Origin of the sequence: Rhizobium viscosum (genome assembly GCF_014873945.1) — a bacterium.
Lineage (GTDB): Bacteria > Pseudomonadota > Alphaproteobacteria > Rhizobiales > Rhizobiaceae > Rhizobium > Rhizobium viscosum.
The window spans coordinates 3,760,399-3,781,736 of sequence record NZ_JADBEC010000001.1 but is presented as its reverse complement, the minus strand read 5'-3'; the positions used below and the strand labels follow the sequence as shown (position 1 = coordinate 3,781,736).

The following is a 21,338-nucleotide window of genomic DNA, read 5'->3' as shown; positions in this document are numbered from 1 at the left end:
AACCGAGCGACTGTTCGGTCGTACGTGACGATGGCGACGATCCCTGGCTCATCCACGGTTGTAACCGAAGGGGGAACGGGCGACGCCGCCACGCCTCTTGCCGGGTGGCCACCCGGCAAGAGGCTCAGTCGCTTCAATCCTACACATTCATCAAGGTGCAGATACAAGGGGGCTCCGGCTCAACATATTTTGCCTGATTTCCTCTACCCCACCTGTCGAACATCGGCAAATCTGCCAGATATCGCCCCCGACTTCACCCAATCAACCTTTCCCAATCCATCCTGCCGCCCTCTCCAACCGGGCAGCACACATGACCCTTGTCTTCATCCGCATCCTCCTGCGCTACCTCGCCGCCGTCCTCGTCACCCGCGGACTGATCGCACCCGATCTCGGCGAGATGATCTCGCGTGATCCCGATGTCGCCATGGCGCTTCAGGTCGCCTCGGGCGCGCTCATCGCGGCAACAGCCGAAGGCTGGTATTACCTGGCGCACCGCTGCGGATGGGCGAAATGAAGTGGCTGACGGACCTACTGCTCGGCGGCATCATCGACAAATTCACCGGCCCGCTGCTCGCTGCCTATCAGGCGAAACTCGCAGCCGAGACCGATCAGCAGAAGCTTGCCGCCGAAGAGGCCATCAAAGGCATCGAGGCCGCCCGCGACATCGCCGTCGCCGAAACTGCCGACCGCTGGAGCGCCACCCGCCTCGGTCGTCTTCTTATCGTCGTGCCCTTCGGGCTCTGGTGGGCGGCGATCTACATGGTGCAGATCCTCAATCCCTGGTTCGGCCTCCACCTCGTCGTCGTCGATGTGCCGCCGCGCATCAATGATATGGCGCTGGTGCTGATCCCCGCGATCGTCGTCGGCGATGCCGGCGCGCTCTTGGCGCGGCGGCTCAAAAGATAATCAGGACACGCCCTCAACCATTGCCTGCCATCATCATCCCATCAAGAGAGCGCTGGGTTGGGGGCCGAATTCCTCCGGTGACCTTGCGAAACGCCTTCGGCCGGAGCCAGGCGCTCTCTTGACCACACCTCGCGGCGAAGTCAGTTGCCGTCGATTGCGAACATCGGGCCGACATCGTAGATAGCCGCATCGGAGCCATGCTCTCGAATTATCTTGGCGGGCACGGCAACGGCAATGTCTATCACCGAAACAGAGACCATCGATTTTGCCACGGTCGACAATGCAACGGGCGACCTCTGGCTCAGCATAGTGGATCATCTGCCTTGGGACGATGATGAAAGCAGCCACCTGCTGCCGCTTCAGGACAAACTCAATGCCTATCTGCGGTTCATCGAAAGCGGCGAACTATCCCGAACGCTTCCACAGGCGGTCGGGCGTCGCATCGTCGTCGATCTCGGCGGGAAGTTTCCGTTGAGTGAACAAGCTCAACTCTTTTTCGAGAAGGCAAGAGCTGCAATAGAAGATGCAGGTTTCGCATTACAGTTCCGCCTCATAAACCCCAATTGAAAGGATCGGGGCGCCTGCATCGGAGTCACCATCTGGCACCCCCGCCCAGTCACTGTTGCTCACTCCAACCATCGAGAAAACGCAAGGCCCTTGAACATGTCGGCAGATCTGATCGTGGCGGAAGGCGCCGGCAAAATCGTCACCCTTGTTTCCGCCGAGGAACGACCCGATCTCATTCCCGCCTTCGACGAACTCGGTGCGGCCGTTTGGCCGAAATTCATCGGCGGTGACGAGGTCATCATAAAACACTGGGACAGCCTGTTTTCCAAGGGCCTGCGCCGCCATCAGTTTCTTGCTCTGGGCATCGACATCAAAGGAAACGAACGCGTCCTTGCGACATCGAACAGCGTCCCCTTCGTCTGGCCTCATCCCGAGGATGACGCCTCCCTGCCCGATGCCGGATGGGATGCCGTTCTCGCCGGCGGTGTGGAGGCCTCTGCATCGGGCCAGAAACCCAATGCGCTTTCAGCCCTCGCCATCATCGTATCGCCCGCCATGCGCGGCTCTGACCTCGCCGAGCGGCTGATCGGCAACATGAAGGCCAGTGCGAAACGACACGGGTTGCAAGCGTTGGTCGCCCCCGTGCGCCCGACGAAGAAGGCCGCCTATCCGCTGACCTCCTTTGCGGATTACATCGGCTGGACGACCCCGGCCGGTGCGCCCTTCGATCCCTGGGTGCGCAAACATTGGCAGCTCGGCGCGAGCCTCGTCAAAGTCGCGCCGCGCTCGATGAGGGTCGAGGCTCCGCTGTCGCAATGGAGCGAATGGAGCGGGCTGCGCTTTCCCGTTTGCGGGCTCTATCATCTGGAAGGCGGGCTGGCGCCGCTGATGGCCGATTGCGAGAGCGGGCTTGGCCTTTATGAGGAGCCGAATATCTGGATGCGCCATTCGCTGGAGGATGGTGGACGGTGATGGTGTTGGCTCGCTGACTGCCGAGGATGTGTCCGAACGTGACCGCTGGCGGTCGATCTTCAGGATTGGCGCCTTTCGCATTATCTCTGGCGTCGTCTGCAACTGAACTGGCAGGATGCGCAGGCTACCTTACGTTCCATGCAAGAGCAAAAAGGTGCGTCATGAACAGCAAATCCCAACCCTCGGTCCTAGTCACCGGCGCGTCATCCGGCATGGGAAAGACCATCGCCGGGCGCCTGATCGCCGACGGCTATCTGGTCTATGCCGCCGCCCGCAGCGTCGAGAAAATGGCCGATCTGGCGGCGCTTGGCGCAATCCCTCTGCGGATGGATATTTCGAAGGATGAGGACATCGTTGCCGCTGTCCGGGCCATCACCGAAAAATCTGGTGGCGTCGATGTGCTGGTCAACAATGCCGGCTTCGGTCTCTACGGCCCTGTCGAAGAGATCCCGCTCGATGAGGCGCGCTACCAGTTCGAGGTCAACGTCTTCGGCGCCGCGCGCCTGACCCAGCTTCTGCTCCCGGCGATGCGCGCGCGTGGCGCAGGCACCATCGTCAACATCACCTCGATGGGCGGCAAGATCTATACGGTGCTGGGCGCCTGGTACCACGCCACCAAGCATGCGCTGGAAGGCTGGTCCGACAGCCTGCGGCTTGAGCTCGAACCCTTCGGCATCCGCGTCGTCGTCATCGAGCCGGGGCTTATCGAGACAGGCTTTGGCGACGCCGCTTCCCGAGGCATCCTGGAACGATCCGGCGCCGGCCCTTACCGCAAGCTCGCGCAAAGCGTGGCCGCCTCCATCGACAGGAGCTATGGCCGGGGCCAGGGCACCGATCCCAAGGTCATCGCCGATGTCGTCGGCAATGCCCTCCTGTCGGCCCGGCCGAAAACCCGCTACGCAGCGGGCAAATATGCAAAGCTCATGATCTGGGTGCGCAAGTGGCTGGGCGACCGTGCTTTCGATCGGCTGATCAAGAGCCAGATGTGAAGGCCGTGGCGGAGGATGCAACGATGACCAGGGACGCTGGCGACAGATGCAGGCTGCCGCAGGCCTTCTGGCGCGCGGCGGAACGTATGGGCCTGCCCGCTCCCGCTCTGCTGCGTCAGGCAAGGCTTCCGGCGACACTGCATGTTGCGCCGGAGACATGGCTGACGACGGCGCAGTATTTCGCGCTGTGGCGTGCGGTCGAAACGCTTTCGCAAGATCCCGCCATCGGCCTGCGCATGACCGTCGAGACCGATACTTCGGTTCATCCCCCCGCCACGATGTCGGCCTTCTTCGCTCGCGATTACCGCGATGGGCTGCACCGGCTGGCGCGGTTCAAGCGGCTCTGCACCCCTGAGGAACTGACGGCCGCCGAAACGGGGACAGAATGCCGGATCGCGGTGCGCTGGCTTTATACTGATGACGCCGAACCGGATGCGGCAGCCGACGTCACCTTTGCGGCAATCCTCGAACTCGGGCGGCGGGGAACGGGGCGGCATCTCACGCCCATCCAGGTCGAGATGACCCGAACCAGCCCCGTGACCGAGGCACATCGATCCTATTTCGATGCCCCGATCCAAACCGGCTGCGCGCAGAATGCGCTGGTGCTGGATCGCGCCGATCTGGACCTGCCTTTCGCCGGATATAATCCCGAACTTCTTGCAATCCTCGATCCCTCTCTTGCCGCATCGCTTGGCGAGATCGAAGCGCAATCTTCACTGCCAGATCAGGTGAAGATCCTGATCAAGCGCCGCATCGCCAGCGGAAAGCCTGATATTGCCGAAGTGGCCCGTGAAATGGGCATGAGCGAGCGCACCCTGCAGCGCCGCATCACCGAACAGGGCACGAGCTATCGCGGCCTGCTGGACGAGGCGCGACGCGAACTCGGCCGCCAGTTGCTGTCCGACGGGCAGAACGGCATCGACGAGATCGCGTTTCTGCTTGGCTTTCAGGATACGAGCTCGTTCTATCGGGCCTTCCGCGCATGGGAAGGGCTTACCCCGGCAGCGTGGAGAGACCTTCACTGAACCCTTCATCCGGCGCCACACCCCTGATCTGATCCGCCTGATGCCGATAGCGGTCATCTGCGCCTGCCCGTCCTCGTAGCGCCAGCCCGCCTCCCGAATTTACACAGTAATTACGGTTGCGTACTTCCGCGTTACGCACAAAAAGCTTAAACTTCAGGCCACACTAAAATGCCGTCCGGGGGGAAGCACTGGCATGGGAAATCTTAGCAAGACAGCAAGGCAGCGCAGCCACTACTGGACCGCCATCGGCGCGACGGCCGCAACGGTTTCCGTGGCCGCTCAAACCGCGGCCGCAGCGGATGAGGCAGCGACCCAACCCTATCACGCCGCCCTCACCGACCATGTGCCCGGTTTCATCACCGCGCCGGGTGAGACCGACATTCTCTTCATCATCGTCATCGTGTTTCTGCTGGCGGTCGTTCTCGTCATCGGCAACCTCTATTTCCAGCTCCATGCCGTTCCCGAGCGCATCGCACACAAGACGAATAAGGTGCAGATGGAGATCGTAGCCGTTCTGGCGCTGATCTCGCTCTTCACCCACAACCACATCTACTGGATCATCGGCCTGCTGCTCGCCTTCATCCGCATTCCAGATTTTTCGACGCCGCTCTATTCGATCGCCCGGTCGATGGCGAGGCTCGCCCACCGCGATCCCGCTGAGGTCGACAGCGCCGGCGCGCCAGTCGCCCATTCGCCGACGGCCCACGCGCCGCCCGCCCCCGCCTCAGTCAACCACGCGCCAGCCACCGCAGCCCCGATCGCTGCAGCCCCAATCGCCAAAACCCCGATCGCAGGCGCCCCGATTGCCCCCGTGCCAGCCGCCTCCCGTCCGCAGCCGCCCGGCCAAACGAACGCACAACACCCCGCCCAAAATGCGATAAAGACCGGCCCGCACGAAGGGAGTATCTGACCATGCTCGAACTGATGCTCTGCTCGATGTTGACCATCCTCCCTGATTATCTCTACCGGCGCTATGTCCAGGACAAGCGCATCGGCCGCGAGATCACGCTTTACAGCATGTGGTACGAACTGCGCTGGGGCATTACCGCCTGCCTCGTACTGACCATCTCGCTGATCACGATGATCTTCTACTTCCACCCCGCGACGAAGAGCGTCACCGCCATCTTCCGCACCGTCACCATCCTACCGGAAACCATTGGCCGGGTCGACGAAGTCTATGTCGGCATCAACCAGAAGGTTGAGGCCGGCGCGCCGCTCTTCCGGCTCGACGATTCCGCCCAGAAGGCGGCCCTCGATGTGGCGCATAAGCAGATTGCCGAGGTCGAGGCTGAGACCAGGGTGGCCGAGAGCGAGCTTGCCAGCGCCGACGGCGTGATCCGGCAGGCCGAAGGCGCGCTGCAGGTCTCGATCGACGAATTGCAGATGAAGACCCAGCTTTTGAAGAACGATGCGGTTGCCCGCCGCGAGGTGGACCGGCTCACCAATACCGTCGAAAGCCAGCGCGGCATGGTCAGCGCCGCCTATGCCAACAAGGAGACGCTGCAGACCAAGCTCAAGGTGCTCCTTCCCGCGAAGAAGGCCAGTGCCGAGGCCGCCCTCGCCGCTGCACAGGTGGAATTGGACAAAACGGTCGTCAAGGCCGGCGTCTCCGGCACCGTCCAGCAGTTCACGCTGCGCAAGGGCGATGTGCTGAACACCATGCTGCGCCCGGCCGGCATCCTGGTGCCTGAAGCGGCCGGCCGAGGCACGCTGATTGCCGGCTTCGGACAGATCGAGGCGCAGGTCATGAAGCCCGGCATGGTGGCCGAAGCCACCTGCGTCGGCAAACCCTTCACCATCATCCCGCTGGTGGTGACAGAGGTGCAGGACGTGATCGCCGCCGGCCAGCTGCGTCCGACCGACCAGCTCGTCGACGTTACGCAACTGGCACAGCCCGGCACACTGACCGTCTTCCTGCAGCCCCTCTTCCCCGGCGGCCTGGACGGCGTGCCCCCCGGCGGCAGCTGCATCGCCAATGCCTATACCAGCAACCACGATGCGCTCGCCGACCCCAATATCGGCACTTTCAAATCGATCGGCCTGCATGTCATCGATACGGTCGGCGTGGTGCACGCCATGATCCTGCGCATGCAGGCGATGCTGCTGCCGGTGCAGACGCTGGTGCTGACGGGGCATTGAGGGAAGCGTTGGCCGGCCTTGCGAAGTCGCGCCCGGCCCGCCATCTGAGGTGCAACCCTCGCCTCACGAGAAGCACCCATGCGATCAGCAGATGACGATTTCACCCGTGCCCTTGCCCGCATCCCGGAGGGCTACAGCGAAGGCGATTTCGAGGCGGGCCGCTGGGGCGCCACCGTCAAGCGCTCGCCCGATGGCAAGCGGATTTGGCTCTATGCCGAGGATCTCGCCGGCAACGATATCGTCAGCTTCAATCTCTACCTCCTGGAGCAAAGCGGCAGCACGCTGAAACCCTGTGAAATGTCCTCCGCGAAGATCATCGCCTTCGTGCTCGGCTACCGGCCCGACAGGCAGGGTCAACCGATACTGCCGGCAAAGCGTTCGGCCAGCCGCTGACGCTGAAAAGCCTCGACGACGAAATCGACGAACACCCGCGTCTTGAGCGGCAGCAGCGTCCTGTTGGCGTAATAGATCGAGATCGGCCCTATATCGACATACCAGGAGGGCACGAGCCGGATCAGTTCGCCGCTGTCGAGATAGGCAAGCGCATCGGGCTTGGAGAGCAGTGTGACGCCGAGCCCGAGAAGGGCGGCACCCCGCATGGCGGCAGGGTCGTTGACGACGATCCTTGGCGTGAGATCGACAGGCTGCTCCTCTCCCGCGGCGTTACGCATCTGCCGCAGCGGAATGCGCCCGGTATTGATCGATTTCATGACGATGCCGTCGAGCCCCGCAAGCCCGGCCGGATCGACCGGCGGCACGCGGCCCTGCATATAGGCAGGTGATGCCACGGCCACGAGATGGGCCGGCGCAAGAGGCCGCGCCATCACGCCCGAGGCAAGCTCGAAGCCGCCCCCGATTGCCGCATCGTAACCCTCGCCGATCAGATCCACCTGCCGGTTCTCGAACATCCATTCCGGCTGCACCTGCGGATAGCGTTTCATGAAATCAGGCAGCATCGGCAGGATATAGCCCGTGCCTAAACCCGGCGGCAGGCTGACCTTCAGCACACCTCCCGGCTCCGCATGCTCGTTGGAGATTTCGGCAATCGCCCCCTGCAGCCCCTCGAGATGGTCGCGCATGGAGATAAGAAAGCGCTCACCCGCCTCCGTCAGCGTCAGGCTGCGGGTGCTGCGGTGAAAGAGCCGGAGCTTCAGATTGGCTTCGAGTGCCGCCACATTGCGGCTGACGGCGGCAGGCGTCAGGCCGAGGCGTCTCGCCGCCGCCGAAAAGCCGCCAAGCTCGGCACTGCGCACGAAGGATTCCAGGTTAGCCAGGCTTTCCATCGTTCATCACCTTCAACAATGACTTGAAACTGATACCACCCACTACCGTCTAATCAAAGGGGAATGGCAGCGCGATATTGGCTCCATCGTAACGAACACGACATGCAGAAAGGAATTTGCCATGTCCATCGGCATCATCGGCGCCGGCAATATCGGCTCCGCCTTCGCCCGCGCTCTCTCGCGCAACGGTATTTCCGCCACCATCGCCAACAGCCACGGCCCGCAAACCCTTGCCGAGCTCACCGCCGAACTCGCCCCCCACATCACCGCCGGCACCATCGAAGAGGCGGCAAAGGCAGATATCGTCCTCATCGCCGTGCCCTGGTCGAAGCTGCCGGCAGCGCTCTCCGGCCTGCCGGATTGGGCCGGCCGCATCGTCATCGATGCCAATAACCCGATCGAGGCGCCGCTCTTCAAGCCGGCCGAACTGAACGGCCGCCTCTCCAGCGAAATCGTCGCCGATCTGGTGCCCGGCGCCCGCCTGGTGAAGGCCTTCAACCACCTCTTCGCCAATCTCGTTTCCGCTGATCCCAAAGCCGAGGGCGGCAACCGCGTGCTCTTCTACTCGGGCGATGATATCAAGGCGAAGGCGGAAGTCGCTGAAATCATCACGCGCCTCGGCTTTGCCGGCATCGACCTCGGCCCGCTCAAGATCGGCGCCAGCCTGACGCAATTCCCCGGCGGCCCGCTGCCGGCCCTCAACCTCGTCAAGTTCGGCTGAACCCGGCCTCGAAGAAAGCCCCGGCCATTATGTCAGTGGCCGGGGATGTCACGACCACAGGACACCTCTGAAGGCGCATGTCTGCAATTGGTGGACGCCGTAAAATCTTACCGCTAACAATCGGGATATTGGCGAAGATAACGAAGGCATTTCATGCGTATATTCTTGGTCGTCATTTTCGTGATATTCCCGATTATCTTGCTTCAGAAGGCCGAAGCTTCGGATCGCCGGCATTTCACCGTTCAGACGGCCGGCGGTGAAATCCTGGTCGAGAGTTTCCCGAGCGGCGAAAGCGGCTCCCACCCCGCGGTGCTGATTTTGAGCGGCAGCAAGGGATTTGGCGCCGCCGCCTATCGGGAGATGGTGCAAACCTTCAATGCGGCTGGGTTGGATGCCTATTATGTCCACATACTTTCGCCGACCGATCTCACTTCGATTGTTAAAGCTGGAAATGCGCAAGCCCGCATCCGCTACTATGCGACGCGGCAACTGGATTGGACAGCCGCAGTTCGTGGTGTGGTTTCCTACGTCAATGTTCTGCCCGATCATGCCGGCAAGGTCGGTCTGGTCGGCATATCGCTTGGAGCGCAGATCGCCGCCTCGGCAGCTGCCGATAGCGCAGATATCAATGCGCTCGTCCTTGTCGATGGAGGCTTTCCGCAGGGGTATTCGCAGCCGATACGCGCATTGCCACCCTTGCATTTGATCTGGGGAGAGGCCGATCAGACCTTTCCCCTGTCTGTTGGGCAGGAACTGCTACGAAGGGCGCAAAGGCTCGGCGGCCAGGCAAGTCTCGATGTTTACAAGAATGGCGCACACGACTTCTTTTTGAAATCGGGAGCGTCACAGGCGCGCGCAGCTCACCAGAGCGCAGCCGATTATCTGGCATCTCGACTGAAGCGAAAATCCTAGTTGCCAACACGAAAAGAAGCGCCTTACCCCCGGCCACTGTCTTCTCCGAGAAACGCCTTGCGCAGCACACCGAATAAGCGCAAGATTCAGTCTCTGGCAGCCACTTCAAGGGCGCTGCCGGTTCGGGCGTTAGCCCTGGCCCCAACGAAAGGAGGGCGCGATGTCTTCCGACTTTTATCCGTCAAGTCTGTCGCGCAATCTCATCCGAACCGGCGCATTCGCCTACCGCGAGAATGTGGCGCTCGGCATTCTCAATCGTGCCGAAGACGCCGCCCGGCAGCAGCGTGATCGTTTCGAAGCTGTCGGAAGTTTCGCCGCTTTTCCCGATTTCAGCCATGGGCCGCGGGCCGGCCGGGGAACAAACACTCGGCACATACATTCCCTGGGGCAGTTGCGTCTTTCCACATTGGCAGCCTCTCTGGACAAGCGTTCGGGCATCGGACCCCTGCCCCTTTGATACCCCGGCGACCGCCGGCCAGCCGGCGGCAGGCCGCAATACCTGATCTGTCCCGCATCACCACACCAGGAGGAAACCATGGCCAAGGGCCAAGTGCGCAGCAACAAAGAAACCCGCAAACCGAAGAAAGACCGCTCTGCCTCAGCGACACCTGCTGCCGCACCCGGCACGCAGGTCAAGATGGCAAGCAGCCACACGGGCAGCGACAAGAAGAAATAGCGCCCGCCCCGGCGCGACGGCCTTTCGGCCGTCCCGCCCATCGTCCGAGAGGATAGCAATATGACTACCGACAAGCGTGCAGCGGAGAATCTCTTCCGCGCGCCGCAGCCCGAAAAAGCCTCCGATGCCGAAAAGCTTCAGGATGTTCGCAAGCGGCTGCGCTTGAGACAGCGCGAAACCAGGCAGGACGAACGCCGCCAGCGCCAGAAGACGCGGGCTGGCCTACCCGTCGTTTCATCCTGAAACCGCCGGCCCCGAAGGCCCGGAAGACACCAGAATGGCTCGGCCATATCAAGGAACGAGCAAGGACGATCACGTGGCAGAATTCAACTATATGACCGAAGCCGGGCTTTACACCGGCAAGACATTGCGCGGCAGCCGTGCCCCTCGCTATAAGCGCTTCGAAACCGCCGCGGAAGCGGTGCGTTTTGCCATGGAAGACCTGCCCGGCTCGCAATTGCGCGGCTGTGTGCTGGAGGTGAATGAGGCCCGCTTCGACGAAAAGCAGATCCGCATGCTTTACGATGCGCCCGCCTATCCGCTTTCGCGCAGAGAGAAGTGACGGGCGCCGCGGATATTTTCAGCGGTCATGTCCCCCATGGTTAGTGCCGCCTCATGAAAACAGGGAGGCAGGATGACGATTTTCTCCGTCCGCCACATCACGTCCTACCATTACAAAAGGCCGGTGCATTTCGGCCAGCACCGGCTGATGTTCCGCCCGCGCGACAGCTTCGACCAGACGCTTCTGACCTGCAGCCTCGATGTCTCTCCGAGGCCCGCATCCGTGCGCTGGATCCACGATGTCTTCGGCAACTGCATCGCACTCGTCGATATCACCGCCGCCTCCGCCGAGCTGCGTTTCGAAACCGTCATCCGCCTCGAGCATACGGCGCAGGTTCCGCTCGATCTGGAGATCGATCGAAAGGCGCTCAGCTTTCCCTTCGCCTATGACGAGGACGAGGCGATCGATCTCGAACGGACTATCGTCAGGCACTATCCCGATCCCGGTGACGAGGTCGGGAAATGGGCGCGCCAATTCGTGCCCGTGAGCCGTCAGGCGCGCACCGGCCATATCCTGATGACGCTCTGTTACGCCATCCATGAGAGCTTCAGCTATGCCAGGCGCTTCGAACACGGCACCCAGCCGCCCGACGTTACATTGCGGCTGCGCAGCGGCACCTGCCGCGATTTTGCGCTGCTGATGATGGAGGCGACCCGCTCCCTCGGCTTCGCCGCCCGCTTCGTCACCGGCTACGTCTATGTGCCGGATCGCGACGGCTCCGTGACACTCGGCGGCGGCGCGACCCATGCCTGGTGCCAGGTCTATCTGCCGGGCGCGGGCTGGGTGGAGTTCGACCCAACCAACGGCATCGTCGGAAACCGCGACCTGATCCGCGTCGGTGTGGCCCGCGACCCGCGCCAGGCGGTGCCGCTCTCAGGCAGCTATGACGGCGGCGCGCGCGATTTCGACAGCATGCGCGTACAGGTCAACGTCACGACCGAACAGGAATTTAATGCCGCAAGCAGCGGGTGACGGAACGCCTGGGCCGCTTGTGCATTCGCCTGCAGGACGTTTCATCTGACCCAGGGAACCACGACCCCATGAAGATCCGTGCAGGCTTTCACATCGGCTATCAATGCAAGCACGAAACACCCATGCTGCTGGTCCTCGACATCCATCCCTCCCGCCGCGCGGATCTGCTGACGGAACAGGTGCTGAGCTTCGACCAGCCGATCGGGGCCTGGTCCTATGTGGATGGCTTCGGTAATGCCTGCAGCCGCATCGTGGCGCCACCGGGTCTGACGACCATCTCCACCGAATTCGAAATCTATGACAGCGGCCTGCCCGATCCCGTGCCCGAAGACGCCCTCCAGCACGCCATCAACGATCTCCCTGATGATGTGCTCGTCTACCTTCTCGGCAGCCGCTATTGCGATACAGATCGTCTGGCCGATTTCGCCTGGAAGACCTTTTTCAAGACAGCGCCCGGCTGGCCGCGCGTCCAGGCGATCCTCGATTTCACCCACAGGCGCATCGCCTTCGATTACCAGAAGGCCGATCCGCTGCGCACGGCCTTCGGCGGCTATACTGACCGATCAGGCGTGTGCCGCGACTTCGCCCATCTCGCCATCACGCTCTGCCGCTGCATGAACATCCCGGCGCGCTATTGCACCGGCTATCTCGGCGATATCGGGGTGCCCAGGGATCCGAACCCGATGGATTTCAGCGCCTGGTTCGAGGTCTATCTCAGCGGCCGCTGGTACACGGCCGACGCCCGCCACAACACGCCGCGCATCGGCCGCATCCTGATGGCGACAGGCCGCGACGCCACCGACGTCGCCATGTCGACGGCCTTCGGCCCCGCGGCGCTCAAGCGCTTCGAGGTGATCACCGAGGAGATGCCGGCTTGATGAGGCCAGGCTTGTGGTCTTTCAATTCGTTAAAGCCTGTGGCTTCAAAACGCTTTCGGAAGACCGGCCTGCTTCAGCGTCTCATTGGCAGTGTGTCGGGATTTGACACCATGATCGACCGTCGCGCCCATGTCCATGTGCAGCACCGGTTCAGGCCCGCTTCAGGGCTGCGAGATCGCCGCTCTCCAGAGCCGACAGATTGGCCTCGATCTTGTCGATCGGCCAGTCCCACCATGCAAGGTCAAGGATCTCGCTGATGATCTCGACGGGATAGCGCATGCGGATGATGCTCGCCGGATTTCCGCCAACGACAGCATAGGGCGGCACATCGCGGGTGACGACCGAGGAAGCGGCGACGATCGCCCCCGCACCGATCCTGACGCCAGGCATGATGACGGCGTCATGGCCGATCCAGACATCGTGCTCGACCACGGTATCCTTCACCGGCAGATCCTTGTAGCCGAAGGTCTCAGGCTTGAAGATGCGGAACGGATAGGTGGTGATGCCGCCCATCGGGTGATTGGCCGAACTGGTGATGAAATAGCTGCCGCGGGCGATCTGCACGAACTTGCCGATCACCAGCTTCTCCCGGCAACCCCGCCCGAGATAGGGCGCAAGGATCTCGGCCGTCTCCTCCAGCTTTCCGTAATGCGTGAAATAGCTGTAATCGTCGACCTCGATGCGCGGATGATCGATGACATTCTTCAGATACATCGTCGCCTTCGAAAGACTGCCATCGGGATAGGTGATGGGAAAGACTGAACTCGCATCGAGAAGCGGCATGGGGAGACCTTTGCGCAGAGGGGATCCGGGAGCAGAATTCCCTATAGCCGATTGATCGGCAGTATCCAAAATTTCGCAAGCTGCCGGTCGAAATCCGCCCCGCTTGTTCGTCTGCAAAATGAAGGCAGGGCCGCTGGCCGGCCGGACATCGCAACAGGAGAAGCCCATGCCGCAATATCTGGTCGCCATCCACCTCCCCGACGATTACGCCCCCTGCCAGGAAGACGATGCGCTCCGCCGCGATATCGACGTGCTGAACGAAGAGATGGTGGCCGCCGGCATCAGGCTCTTCGTCGGCGGCCTGCAACCGGTCGGCAAGGCGATATCCGTCCGCGCCGCGCCCGATGGCAAGCTGCTCGTTACCGACGGACCGTATCTCGAAACCAAGGAGCATATCGGCGGCTTTTGGGTGCTGGAATGCGCCGATATGGACGAAGCCCTCGCCTGGGGCCGCAAGGCAGCCATCGCCTGCCGCGCGCCGGTCGAGGTGCGCGCATTTAATTGATGCCGGCTTATCGGGAAGACCCGAGGCGCACGAGACCATCAATCGCCGCTGCAAGCTTCGCAAGATCCGCCGCATAGAACCCTGCGGCGTTGACACAGTTCGTCTCGACGATCTTCAGCCCCTCTTCAGTGCGGCAGATATCGACGACATAGGCTGGCGAATAGCCGGGATTGATGTCGACCATATGCTGGGCGAAATCAAGCGCATCGTCATCGATCTCGTGGCGATGGATGACACGAGAGCCATCCTTGTAGAGCGAATAGGTAACGACCCGCCCGTTCACGGCCCAGATACGCCATTCGCGCAGGATGCGAACGGGTTTTGTGAGCATCAGCAGCGTGTCGTGGCGAAGCGATCCATCAGGTATCTCATCTTCGTCAAGCGCCAGCACCCTCTGCGCCATATGGATGATCTCGCCCGTCGATTTCACATTGCCGGGCTCTTCCTTGCTGTCGTCAACGGGACGCAGGAACCATTCCTTCCCGTCGGCGGCCAGATGCTCGGGCACCTCCCTGAGCGTCATGAACAGCGCATCGGCTCCGTTGAGGAGGTAAGGATGCCACGCCTCTTCCTCAACGAAGGGACGCAGCTTGAAGACACCCGGCCAGTAACCTTTCGCCTCGGCATACCGCCACAGCGAGTAGGCTCCGAACATGACCACCGCTTCAGGATCGGCAACGGCAGGCTCGGGGATCAGCTCCCCGACGAAGGGAACGACCTTGTGCCATGTGTAGGGGATGGCGAGCCGGTCGAGCGCCTCGGCCAGCTTTCTGGTATCGTCGAACTCCTGAAGAAGCCACTGCATCGTCTTGCCACTCTTTGTCACCGGAAGCTTTTTGACGTAGCAGCCGCGGCATCGCAACGGGGTCGTCGCTGCGGATCGGCATTATTCGCCTTGCCCGCACCGGCCCCACCCTTCATCGCCCTCTCACATGCGGGTGGTAGAGCAATTCCAGCAAAACTGTGCAGCGGTTTTGCGTCCGGAATTGCGCAAGCAAAAAGCCGTAGCAAATGGCGGCAGCTTATGGACAGAGCGCCGCCGACGCCTATCTGCCGCATCTGTAAATCCAACTGGAGGGAAAGCGATGTCAGAACTTGTGGTGCTTGGTTTCAATACTGCCGACAAGGCGGATGCCGTGCTCAACCGGCTCGTCCAGCTTGAGAAGGAATATCTCGTCGATCTCGAAGACGCAGTCATCGCCGTGCGTGACGCATCCGGCAAGGTGCGCCTGAAGCAGAGCGTCAATCTCACGGCCGCGGGTGCTGCAAGCGGCGGCCTTTCCGGCGCGCTCTGGGGCACGCTCGTCGGCCTCCTCTTCCTCAATCCGCTGGCCGGCATGGTCCTCGGCGGCGCTTTCGGCGCAGGCTCCGGCGCGCTCGCGGGCTCGATGACCGATTACGGCATCGACGACGACCTCATCAAGAAGCTGGCCGACACCATCCCCGTCAACAGCTCCGCCCTCTTCCTGCTACTGCGCAAGGTGCAGCCCGAGAAGGTGCTGGCCGAATTCAAGGGCGAACACGCCACCATCCTGCGCACATCGCTCTCGCCGGAGCAGGAAGAGCAGCTGCGTAAGGCGCTGGCGTTGGAGCCGGTGGTCGGGGCGGCGCCGGCGGCTTGAGCACGGTCGGATTGAGGGACTATGCCGGACGCAAACGCTGCGTCCGGCACATCTGTTTTCATATCCCAGTCTCGCATCGATGCGGCAAGCGCTCGCACCCGCCCGCTTATCGTTGGCATGCAGCGCAAAGCGATCGACCATATCGTCGCTCACCCTGTTGAAGCCGAACACCTGCACTACGTGCCCGCCGGCGGTATGTTCAGCCACCAAATTTTGTCCGATCAATAGCTTCGAGAAACTCGTCTCTAGTTTTAAAGCGTGACATATGAGCAATAGCTTGAGTGAGCGCAGCTCTAATATTAATGAAAGATTGATCAAGCTCCTCTAGATCAATCTCAGTCAGTCGGTGATGAATATACTGAGATCGCATCCTATAAGCTTTACGAAAATTCTCGACGATTGCGTATCGCTTGTCGGCATTGGCGGCGGTGAGAAAGGCGATTCTCTCTCCAACATTTTGCTGTATTGGCTCACTGGCATTCCGCAGCAAAAGACCTTCGATAGCTGAGAAAGCAAATACAAGCCTGTCTGAAACCTCGGTGAAAGTGATGGCGCGCGAAAAGGCCAACACGCTTGATCGAACAGCAAGCTGGAAATCAGACAATTCGTCCCGGTCGAGAAGTTTCCCCACTTCCTGTAGCCGCTCCTTTTCCAGCAGTTCGACTTCCTTCTTGCTGATCATCCAGCGGTCGATCTCATCGATTTTGATACCAGACGTATATGAGATACCCCCATCGGGGCTGGTAACGACGATATGGCTTTCAGGAATGGAAAGCGCACCAAGAAGAGTAACGGGAGACATAACAGTTGACGTTATCGTCGCAGCGCAGAAAAATCGAAGCAAACCAATAGCATCGCCGCAACGATTTAGCGCAGCTTCTTTCGCATACTCTGGTTCGGCGAATATCTTGAGTGTTATAGCGGAACAGTCTTTAAATTCCTTCTGAAGCATGCGCATGAACGCTTCAGCATCATCTGACCTTTCGGGTGCTAATCGAACCAAGGACGATCGCATCTTGTCAAAGAAGGTTCTGTCCAAAGGGACGACCGATGCGCTTCCAAATGCAAAAGGCGCTTCAACCTTCATATGTTGAACCGGAGCCCAGACGGTTAGCTCGGCGACATCTCGCTTACAGCTATCAAGGAAAATGTCAGAGAAGTCGCCCTCAGTCTGATTGAGAAATCGATCACGCGCCCATTTGATGAAGCAATTCAGAATGTACTTGGCACTGACCGATTTCTGCACCCATTTCACTTTTAAAAGCGCACCCGTGAGCCGACTGATGATCCTGTAATCATCTTCGGTCAAGCCGATAGGGTCTCGGTCCTGCCAGATGAAAATATACGCTCTGCCCCCTGCCACCTGTGGCAACCATGCGATTGGATCACCAACGATATCCTTCGCAGTGATTGTGACAGTGTCCTCGGGCACCCACCATTCATCGGATCTATTTTCTGACTTTGCGATATCAAGCGATCGCACTGCTGCAAAGGCCTCCAACGCAATTGCATCGATCGAAGCGCGTGCGGCCGGATGAATGGTGAACTCAATGTCCATGGGGGCTCGACAAATGAAGATCAATACGACCTTGATCGAATACCTGAGTGAAATTCAAAGCAAGCTTCAGCGTGTGAAGGTATTGCATTACTCACAACTTCTGCAAGATATGGGTGCAGTTGTTCGCCTATATTGTCCTGGGCGATAGCGAGCGATTTTGCGCGGGAGGTTAGGTATGCTGGACAGTTGCATCTCCGCTTGGCTGCGGCTCCCAGTTTGGGGTCGATTTGCGACTGCAATATTCGGACTATTCGCCATTTCATCCATCGGTCCAGCAATTCACGAACGCAGCCCTGTGGCATTCATCGAAAGCTTTTTAGCTTTGACGTTCCATTGGGCGTTAGTTCTTGGGTCTTTTGCAAGCGCAATCTGGGGAGGAGTTAAAGTCGCCGAAAAGCTTGCGAGGAATTGGATTGGATGGGTTGTAGGTACCGCAATCTTCATCACCTTTGGCTTCGTCTATGTCATTTTCGAGCAACTGCCTGGTATTGGATGGCGAATGGAATCTGTTAGAAATTCAAATTGCTATGTTGATTGGGACGGCAGAACCAACCCAACTGTTTGCGACTGAGCTCTCTGAGGTATCCGCCTAGCTAATTAGTTGGCAACAAATGTTGCACGAACGAAGGCGTTACTTCCTCCCCTCACCCCCTCCGCTTAATCACCTCCCCCAACGGCGCCTCCAACATAAATTCAAACCCCGCCGCCTCATACCGCAACTCCGCCTTCCCCTGAAACGAAGCCGGCAACAACTTCCCGATCATCCGCGCCCCAAACCCTTCCCGGCTCGGCGCACTGATCTCAGGCCCGCCGCTCTCGCGCCACCCGAAGGTAAACTGCAGCTCGCCTTCCGCATCGCTCCCGATGCCCCAGCTGAGATCCACCACCCCCGTCTCATTGCTCAGCGCCCCGTATTTCAAGCTGTTGGTCGCAAGCTCGTGCAGCGTCAGCGTCAGCATCAGTGCCTGCTGCGGCGCGAGGTCGAGATCGGGGCCGGATATGCGGATGCGTTCGCTGAAATCGCCGACCGAGGTCAGTCCGGCCTGGACGAGGCTGTGCAGGCTCGCATCCGCCCAGGCGGTCTCCGTCAGGATATCGGTCGCGCGCCCGAGCGAGATGAGGCGCGAACTATAGGTTTCGGCCGCCTCCGCGAGATTGTCGGCCTGGCGAAAGGTCTGGTTGGCGATCGATTGCACGAGGCTCAGCACATTCTTCAGCCGGTGGCCTAGTTCGTGGTTCAGCATCTGCTGGCGCTCACGGGCGTTCACCCGCTCGGTCACGTCCGTGGCCATGCCGAACCATTCGGCAATCTCGCCCCTGGCCCCGAAGATCGGGATGGCGCGCGAAAAGGTCCAGCCCACGTCGCCATCGGCCCGGCGCACGCGGTGTTCGAGTTCGAAGGGCCGCCGCTCGCGGATGGCGCGCGCAACCGCCGCGCGGATGCGGGGCTGGTCCTCGGGAAAGAGATAGTCCTCCATCCAGCGCACCGTCGGCCCCTCGACATCGGAGCCGCGGCCGTCGAGCTGGCGCATCTCCTGCCAGTCCGGGCTCATGCGGTAGACGGCATCGGAGCTGGCATTGATCAGCGCGCGGGTGCGCTCCTCGCTGCGGCGCATCGCCTCCTCCGCCCGCCGCCGCTTGGTGATGTCCTGCATGACCGCCAGCAGCTGCGGCGGCTCTTGGCTGAGGCGCGAGACGAACATTTCCAGAACCATGCCCTGCGGTTCGGACTCCCGCTCGAAGCGGATGGGCTCGCCTGTCTCGAGCACCCGGTCGTAATCGTCGTACCAGTCCTCCACCTCGTCGGGGAAGAATTCGCGGATCGTGCGGCCCGAGAGATCGGCGATGCCGAACATCGCCTGCATCGCCTTGTTCATGGCGATATAGCGATAGTCGCGCAGGCCATCGGGCCTCAGTGGCAGGCGTTCGATGATGCAGGCGCCCTCGTCGATGGAGTTAAACAGCGTCCGGTATTGCGCCTCGCTCTCGCGCAGCGCCGCTTCCGCCTGCTTCTTCTCCCTGATGTCGCGAAAGATGATGGCGACCTGCCGCTCCTCGGCCGCGCCGATGCGGAAGGCATGGACCTCGTACCACCGCCCGCCGAGCGCAGCGGCCCGACGCTCGAAGCGAACGGGCTCGCCCGTCAGCGCAACCTTGCCGTAAATGTCGAACCAGTATTGCTCGTGGCCGGGCGCCAACGCCCGCATCGTCCGCCCGGCGGCCTCGCTCAGCCCCGTCTGCCGCTCGAAGGCCGGGTTGGTGCGCAGGAAACGATAGTCCTGCGCCCGGCCCTCCTCATCGAACAGCACTTCGATGATGCAGAAACCGTCATCGATGGCATCGAAGAGAATTCGGTAGTGATCTTCGCTATCGCTCTCTGCCATTACCGCCCGACCGGAGCCATGTGCCTCGGTGCCCATCCAACCCGCCTTAGAGGCCGCTCCTATCCCCATCCGCCGCAAGCGCATGGCTGAACGCAGATGCATCGACAGCTGATCGCCCGGGCTGATGAACGGCCATTCCTGCACTATAAATTAGCACTGGGCGGATGATTTCCAAGGGAGGTTGGAGGTGGATTAGGAGAGAACGACATCGCCGTCAGCGAGACATGCGCCTCCAACGGCCACAAGAAATTCCAGAAATGAAAAGGCACTATTCTTCAGCTGTCGAAAGCTTGTTGCGAGGTCCATGCCGAGGTCTGCCATGTTGTCGCCTGGTAGCCTGTCAGGCGGCACGCCGTGGGGCACCCCCCTCTGCCCTGCCGGGCATCTCCCCCACAGGTGGGGAGATCGACAAGCGGCCTGACCTTCGCACATCACTACGTCGTGCCGTTTGCAACGTTCTTGTTTGGGGAAGCCGGTGCTCCCAGCCAATCTCCCCACCTGTGGGGGAGATGCCCGGCAGGGCAGAGGGGGGTGCCACGCGGCACGTCCGTGCTTCCCTATGCCTGCCATCACGCCCCCTACGGCACCACCGCCAGCACCGGCGTCGCCGTCGTGAGCACCGCCTCCTCGATCCCGCCATCAGGAAAAATCACCCTCGCCTCTCCGGTCTTGCGGGCGCGGTCGAGCTTGGCGAGTATCTGTCTGCCGCCGGCAAGGCCGCAGATCGAAAGCGCGCCGATCGCGCCGGGCTCGATGCCATCTGATGGCGCAAAGAGCAGCACCGCATCGTCCCAGATCGACAGCGCGCCAGAGGAGGCCCGCACCTCAGCGGCGATGATCCGCCGGTTGCGGCTGGCGCCGATCGAAAGCTGCGCCTTGTCGAGCACAGCCTGCGGCAAGGGCTGCGGTTCGGAAAGCGCGCGCACTTCGCCATCCTCGCCGATCACGGCAGACAGCAGGATCTTCAGCCCCAGCCCCTCGCTATCCCGGGGCATGCCGGCATGCCCAGTGATCCCCGCATGGTGCATGACCTCGGTGACGGATACGCCGAGGAAGCCTGCGATCTCGGCCGCCTCCTCCATCGTCATGCGGCGCTTGCCGGAGAAGGTTCGGGAAACGGCGGAGGCATCCTTGCCGAGATGGCGGGCGAGCGCGCGCAGCGATTGCCCCCGGTCATCAAGCTGGTTGTGAAACCAGCTGCCATCAATCTCAGCCATCGAGTTCCCCCATCAGCGTCCCCATGCACATATGCAGCGTTGCTTATTTGTTGCAAAAAACGCAACGAGGCGCAAGCAACCGCACCGGGCTTTTTACCGTCAACCTTTGACATGGTTGATCTGCTCAAGTTGCAATACGACCCACGTATCTGCCGGAAAACATGCTCTTCGGCATCAAAATGCAAAAGATAGGTATTTTTTCCTATTTCGGATTGACGTTGCGATTTCGACAACATAATCTCAACTTCAACAACAAGAGCCGCATCAGACAGGGGAAGATCAGCATGGCTAAGGCGAAAACGCCCTGGCAGAAAGTCGCCGCCAAATTTGCGCTGACGCCCTCCGCGCTCGCAGCCGAGCTCAAGCGCCATCGCTCCAAGATCTGCAGGGCGCTCAGAGACGAGCACGGCCTCATCAATGGGCGCGACCAGTTGCTTCTGTTGCAGGCCGCAAGGCGCCGCGGCGTATCACTTACCCCATCGGACATGATGCCGGAGGAAGAGGATGCGTAAGGAGCCGCTCTCCATGCTGGCGCAATCGGAGCTGATCGATGCGCTGATCGGGCGCTGCGTCATGCATGGCGGGGCGGCCGCCGGCGAGGCGCTGCTGCTCATCGATGGCGATGATGTCGACGACCTTGTGCATCTCGCCAACCGGCTGCGCCGCCTTTCCCTCTTCGAAGACCGCATCCGCGCGATGATGATGGCCTCTCCATAGGCATTAACAG

General features: G+C 61.1%; 28 protein-coding genes. 21 read left to right on the top strand and 7 right to left on the bottom strand.

The features are described 5' to 3' along the window. Positions 1-310: 310 nt before the first annotated feature. From H4W29_RS18645 to H4W29_RS18605, 9 genes are all read left to right on the top strand, one after another. Positions 311-514, top strand: a complete 204-nt coding sequence (locus H4W29_RS18645; protein WP_192730233.1) for a Pam3-gp28 family putative phage holin — start codon at positions 311-313, stop codon at positions 512-514. Next, entirely contained in the window at positions 511-906 is a 396-nt protein-coding gene (locus H4W29_RS18640) for a hypothetical protein (protein WP_192730232.1), read from the top strand. The genes H4W29_RS18645 and H4W29_RS18640 overlap by 4 nt, the downstream gene beginning before the upstream one ends. 234 nt (positions 907-1,140) lie before the next feature. After that, the gene (locus H4W29_RS18635; protein ID WP_192730231.1) at positions 1,141-1,473 is read left to right on the top strand and encodes a DUF6572 domain-containing protein; all 333 of its coding nucleotides are present in this window, start codon (positions 1,141-1,143) and stop codon (positions 1,471-1,473) included. A gap of 96 nt (positions 1,474-1,569) precedes the next feature. Next, entirely contained in the window at positions 1,570-2,385 is an 816-nt protein-coding gene (locus H4W29_RS18630; RefSeq protein WP_192730230.1) for a hypothetical protein, read from the top strand. Between the two features lie 161 nt (positions 2,386-2,546). Next, positions 2,547-3,374 (top strand): oxidoreductase, encoded by an 828-nt coding sequence (locus H4W29_RS18625; protein ID WP_192730229.1) that lies wholly within the window; start codon positions 2,547-2,549, stop codon positions 3,372-3,374. Between the two features lie 86 nt (positions 3,375-3,460). Next, the gene (locus H4W29_RS18620; protein ID WP_192730776.1) at positions 3,461-4,399 is read left to right on the top strand and encodes an AraC family transcriptional regulator; all 939 of its coding nucleotides are present in this window, start codon (positions 3,461-3,463) and stop codon (positions 4,397-4,399) included. Between the two features lie 193 nt (positions 4,400-4,592). Continuing rightward, positions 4,593-5,309 carry a hypothetical protein gene (locus tag H4W29_RS34790; protein WP_192730228.1) on the top strand — a complete coding sequence of 239 codons (717 nt, stop codon included), beginning with the start codon at positions 4,593-4,595 and terminating at the stop codon, positions 5,307-5,309. A 2-nt stretch (positions 5,310-5,311) separates the two neighbouring features. Then, on the top strand, positions 5,312-6,538 hold the full coding sequence (locus H4W29_RS18610; protein WP_192730227.1) for an HlyD family secretion protein: 1,227 nt from the start codon (positions 5,312-5,314) through the stop codon (positions 6,536-6,538). A gap of 78 nt (positions 6,539-6,616) precedes the next feature. Then, positions 6,617-6,931, top strand: coding sequence for a hypothetical protein (locus H4W29_RS18605; RefSeq protein WP_192730226.1), 315 nt, complete (start codon positions 6,617-6,619; stop codon positions 6,929-6,931). Here H4W29_RS18605 and H4W29_RS18600 read toward each other — a convergent pair. Then, the gene (locus H4W29_RS18600) at positions 6,892-7,821 is read right to left on the bottom strand and encodes a LysR family transcriptional regulator (RefSeq protein WP_192730225.1); all 930 of its coding nucleotides are present in this window, start codon (positions 7,819-7,821) and stop codon (positions 6,892-6,894) included. The two genes, H4W29_RS18605 and H4W29_RS18600, sit on opposite strands and share 40 nt — an antisense overlap. A 121-nt stretch (positions 7,822-7,942) precedes the next feature. Between H4W29_RS18600 and H4W29_RS18595 the strand changes: the two genes are divergently transcribed. Next, on the top strand, positions 7,943-8,542 hold the full coding sequence (locus tag H4W29_RS18595; protein ID WP_192730224.1) for an NAD(P)-binding domain-containing protein: 600 nt from the start codon (positions 7,943-7,945) through the stop codon (positions 8,540-8,542). A gap of 153 nt (positions 8,543-8,695) precedes the next feature. Further along, positions 8,696-9,454 (top strand): dienelactone hydrolase family protein, encoded by a 759-nt coding sequence (locus H4W29_RS18590; protein WP_192730223.1) that lies wholly within the window; start codon positions 8,696-8,698, stop codon positions 9,452-9,454. A 181-nt stretch (positions 9,455-9,635) separates the two neighbouring features. On the opposite strand, the gene H4W29_RS18585 is transcribed toward H4W29_RS18590, so the two are convergent. After that, positions 9,636-9,791, bottom strand: a complete 156-nt coding sequence (locus H4W29_RS18585) for a hypothetical protein (protein ID WP_192730222.1) — start codon at positions 9,789-9,791, stop codon at positions 9,636-9,638. 198 nt (positions 9,792-9,989) lie between these two features. Here H4W29_RS18585 and H4W29_RS18580 point away from each other — a divergent pair, with 198 nt between their 5' ends. The 5 genes from H4W29_RS18580 to H4W29_RS18560 all read left to right on the top strand — a co-directional run bounded on the left by H4W29_RS18580 (position 9,990) and on the right by H4W29_RS18560 (position 12,542). Beyond that, entirely contained in the window at positions 9,990-10,130 is a 141-nt protein-coding gene (locus H4W29_RS18580) for a hypothetical protein (protein ID WP_192730221.1), read from the top strand. A 60-nt stretch (positions 10,131-10,190) separates the two neighbouring features. Continuing rightward, complete coding sequence (locus H4W29_RS18575) at positions 10,191-10,373, top strand: hypothetical protein (protein WP_192730220.1); 183 nt, start codon at positions 10,191-10,193, stop codon at positions 10,371-10,373. 73 nt (positions 10,374-10,446) lie between these two features. Next, the gene (locus H4W29_RS18570) at positions 10,447-10,692 is read left to right on the top strand and encodes a hypothetical protein (RefSeq protein ID WP_192730219.1); all 246 of its coding nucleotides are present in this window, start codon (positions 10,447-10,449) and stop codon (positions 10,690-10,692) included. A 72-nt stretch (positions 10,693-10,764) separates the two neighbouring features. Further along, positions 10,765-11,664 (top strand): transglutaminase family protein, encoded by a 900-nt coding sequence (locus H4W29_RS18565; protein ID WP_192730218.1) that lies wholly within the window; start codon positions 10,765-10,767, stop codon positions 11,662-11,664. A 68-nt stretch (positions 11,665-11,732) separates the two neighbouring features. Next, the gene (locus H4W29_RS18560) at positions 11,733-12,542 is read left to right on the top strand and encodes a transglutaminase-like domain-containing protein (protein ID WP_192730217.1); all 810 of its coding nucleotides are present in this window, start codon (positions 11,733-11,735) and stop codon (positions 12,540-12,542) included. A 150-nt stretch (positions 12,543-12,692) separates the two neighbouring features. Here H4W29_RS18560 and H4W29_RS18555 read toward each other — a convergent pair whose 3' ends face one another. Continuing rightward, positions 12,693-13,325 carry a CatB-related O-acetyltransferase gene (locus H4W29_RS18555; RefSeq protein WP_192730216.1) on the bottom strand — a complete coding sequence of 211 codons (633 nt, stop codon included), beginning with the start codon at positions 13,323-13,325 and terminating at the stop codon, positions 12,693-12,695. 166 nt (positions 13,326-13,491) lie between these two features. Between H4W29_RS18555 and H4W29_RS18550 the strand changes: the two genes are divergently transcribed. Then, complete coding sequence (locus H4W29_RS18550; RefSeq protein WP_192730215.1) at positions 13,492-13,830, top strand: YciI family protein; 339 nt, start codon at positions 13,492-13,494, stop codon at positions 13,828-13,830. 7 nt (positions 13,831-13,837) lie between these two features. On the opposite strand, the gene H4W29_RS18545 is transcribed toward H4W29_RS18550, so the two are convergent. After that, complete coding sequence (locus tag H4W29_RS18545) at positions 13,838-14,635, bottom strand: ATP-grasp domain-containing protein (RefSeq protein ID WP_192730214.1); 798 nt, start codon at positions 14,633-14,635, stop codon at positions 13,838-13,840. 280 nt (positions 14,636-14,915) lie between these two features. Here H4W29_RS18545 and H4W29_RS18540 point away from each other — a divergent pair, with 280 nt between their 5' ends. Next, positions 14,916-15,452, top strand: a complete 537-nt coding sequence (locus H4W29_RS18540) for a DUF1269 domain-containing protein (protein ID WP_192730213.1) — start codon at positions 14,916-14,918, stop codon at positions 15,450-15,452. A gap of 199 nt (positions 15,453-15,651) precedes the next feature. On the opposite strand, the gene H4W29_RS18535 is transcribed toward H4W29_RS18540, so the two are convergent. Beyond that, the gene (locus tag H4W29_RS18535; protein ID WP_192730212.1) at positions 15,652-17,010 is read right to left on the bottom strand and encodes a HEPN domain-containing protein; all 1,359 of its coding nucleotides are present in this window, start codon (positions 17,008-17,010) and stop codon (positions 15,652-15,654) included. A 175-nt stretch (positions 17,011-17,185) separates the two neighbouring features. On the opposite strand from H4W29_RS18535, the gene H4W29_RS18530 reads away from it, so the two are divergent. Further along, a complete protein-coding gene (locus H4W29_RS18530; protein WP_192730211.1) occupies positions 17,186-17,581 on the top strand; it encodes a hypothetical protein in 396 nt (131 codons plus the stop codon). 73 nt (positions 17,582-17,654) lie between these two features. Here H4W29_RS18530 and H4W29_RS18525 read toward each other — a convergent pair whose 3' ends face one another. Then, the gene (locus H4W29_RS18525; RefSeq protein WP_192730210.1) at positions 17,655-19,430 is read right to left on the bottom strand and encodes a PAS domain-containing HWE histidine kinase family protein; all 1,776 of its coding nucleotides are present in this window, start codon (positions 19,428-19,430) and stop codon (positions 17,655-17,657) included. Positions 19,431-19,972: 542 nt separating this feature from the next. Continuing rightward, positions 19,973-20,611, bottom strand: coding sequence for a helix-turn-helix domain-containing protein (locus H4W29_RS18520; RefSeq protein WP_192730209.1), 639 nt, complete (start codon positions 20,609-20,611; stop codon positions 19,973-19,975). A gap of 161 nt (positions 20,612-20,772) precedes the next feature. Here H4W29_RS18520 and H4W29_RS34385 point away from each other — a divergent pair, with 161 nt between their 5' ends. Then, positions 20,773-21,123: a hypothetical protein gene (locus H4W29_RS34385; RefSeq protein WP_246517224.1), complete on the top strand. Its 351-nt coding sequence runs from the start codon at positions 20,773-20,775 to the stop codon at positions 21,121-21,123. Next, positions 21,116-21,328, top strand: coding sequence for a hypothetical protein (locus tag H4W29_RS18510; RefSeq protein WP_192730208.1), 213 nt, complete (start codon positions 21,116-21,118; stop codon positions 21,326-21,328). The genes H4W29_RS34385 and H4W29_RS18510 overlap by 8 nt, the downstream gene beginning before the upstream one ends. Positions 21,329-21,338: the final 10 nt, after the last annotated feature.

Bases quoted from the DNA above. Each gene is read 5' to 3' on its own strand.
- H4W29_RS18645 (WP_192730233.1), top strand. From the start codon at position 311: ATGACCCTTGTCTTCATCCGCATCCTCCTGCGCTACCTCGCCGCCGTC.
- H4W29_RS18640 (WP_192730232.1), top strand. From the start codon at position 511: ATGAAGTGGCTGACGGACCTACTGCTCGGCGGCATCATCGACAAATTC.
- H4W29_RS18635 (WP_192730231.1), top strand. From the start codon at position 1,141: ATGTCTATCACCGAAACAGAGACCATCGATTTTGCCACGGTCGACAAT.
- H4W29_RS18630 (WP_192730230.1), top strand. From the start codon at position 1,570: ATGTCGGCAGATCTGATCGTGGCGGAAGGCGCCGGCAAAATCGTCACC.
- H4W29_RS18625 (WP_192730229.1), top strand. From the start codon at position 2,547: ATGAACAGCAAATCCCAACCCTCGGTCCTAGTCACCGGCGCGTCATCC.
- H4W29_RS18620 (WP_192730776.1), top strand. From the start codon at position 3,461: ATGGGCCTGCCCGCTCCCGCTCTGCTGCGTCAGGCAAGGCTTCCGGCG.
- H4W29_RS34790 (WP_192730228.1), top strand. From the start codon at position 4,593: ATGGGAAATCTTAGCAAGACAGCAAGGCAGCGCAGCCACTACTGGACC.
- H4W29_RS18610 (WP_192730227.1), top strand. From the start codon at position 5,312: ATGCTCGAACTGATGCTCTGCTCGATGTTGACCATCCTCCCTGATTAT.
- H4W29_RS18605 (WP_192730226.1), top strand. From the start codon at position 6,617: ATGCGATCAGCAGATGACGATTTCACCCGTGCCCTTGCCCGCATCCCG.
- H4W29_RS18600 (WP_192730225.1), bottom strand. From the start codon at position 7,821: ATGGAAAGCCTGGCTAACCTGGAATCCTTCGTGCGCAGTGCCGAGCTT.
- H4W29_RS18595 (WP_192730224.1), top strand. From the start codon at position 7,943: ATGTCCATCGGCATCATCGGCGCCGGCAATATCGGCTCCGCCTTCGCC.
- H4W29_RS18590 (WP_192730223.1), top strand. From the start codon at position 8,696: ATGCGTATATTCTTGGTCGTCATTTTCGTGATATTCCCGATTATCTTG.
- H4W29_RS18585 (WP_192730222.1), bottom strand. From the start codon at position 9,791: ATGGCTGAAATCGGGAAAAGCGGCGAAACTTCCGACAGCTTCGAAACG.
- H4W29_RS18580 (WP_192730221.1), top strand. From the start codon at position 9,990: ATGGCCAAGGGCCAAGTGCGCAGCAACAAAGAAACCCGCAAACCGAAG.
- H4W29_RS18575 (WP_192730220.1), top strand. From the start codon at position 10,191: ATGACTACCGACAAGCGTGCAGCGGAGAATCTCTTCCGCGCGCCGCAG.
- H4W29_RS18565 (WP_192730218.1), top strand. From the start codon at position 10,765: ATGACGATTTTCTCCGTCCGCCACATCACGTCCTACCATTACAAAAGG.
- H4W29_RS18560 (WP_192730217.1), top strand. From the start codon at position 11,733: ATGAAGATCCGTGCAGGCTTTCACATCGGCTATCAATGCAAGCACGAA.
- H4W29_RS18555 (WP_192730216.1), bottom strand. From the start codon at position 13,325: ATGCCGCTTCTCGATGCGAGTTCAGTCTTTCCCATCACCTATCCCGAT.
- H4W29_RS18550 (WP_192730215.1), top strand. From the start codon at position 13,492: ATGCCGCAATATCTGGTCGCCATCCACCTCCCCGACGATTACGCCCCC.
- H4W29_RS18545 (WP_192730214.1), bottom strand. From the start codon at position 14,635: ATGCAGTGGCTTCTTCAGGAGTTCGACGATACCAGAAAGCTGGCCGAG.
- H4W29_RS18540 (WP_192730213.1), top strand. From the start codon at position 14,916: ATGTCAGAACTTGTGGTGCTTGGTTTCAATACTGCCGACAAGGCGGAT.
- H4W29_RS18535 (WP_192730212.1), bottom strand. From the start codon at position 17,010: ATGGACATTGAGTTCACCATTCATCCGGCCGCACGCGCTTCGATCGAT.
- H4W29_RS18530 (WP_192730211.1), top strand. From the start codon at position 17,186: ATGCTGGACAGTTGCATCTCCGCTTGGCTGCGGCTCCCAGTTTGGGGT.
- H4W29_RS18525 (WP_192730210.1), bottom strand. From the start codon at position 19,430: ATGGGCACCGAGGCACATGGCTCCGGTCGGGCGGTAATGGCAGAGAGC.
- H4W29_RS18520 (WP_192730209.1), bottom strand. From the start codon at position 20,611: ATGGCTGAGATTGATGGCAGCTGGTTTCACAACCAGCTTGATGACCGG.
- H4W29_RS34385 (WP_246517224.1), top strand. From the start codon at position 20,773: ATGCTCTTCGGCATCAAAATGCAAAAGATAGGTATTTTTTCCTATTTC.
- H4W29_RS18510 (WP_192730208.1), top strand. From the start codon at position 21,116: ATGCGTAAGGAGCCGCTCTCCATGCTGGCGCAATCGGAGCTGATCGAT.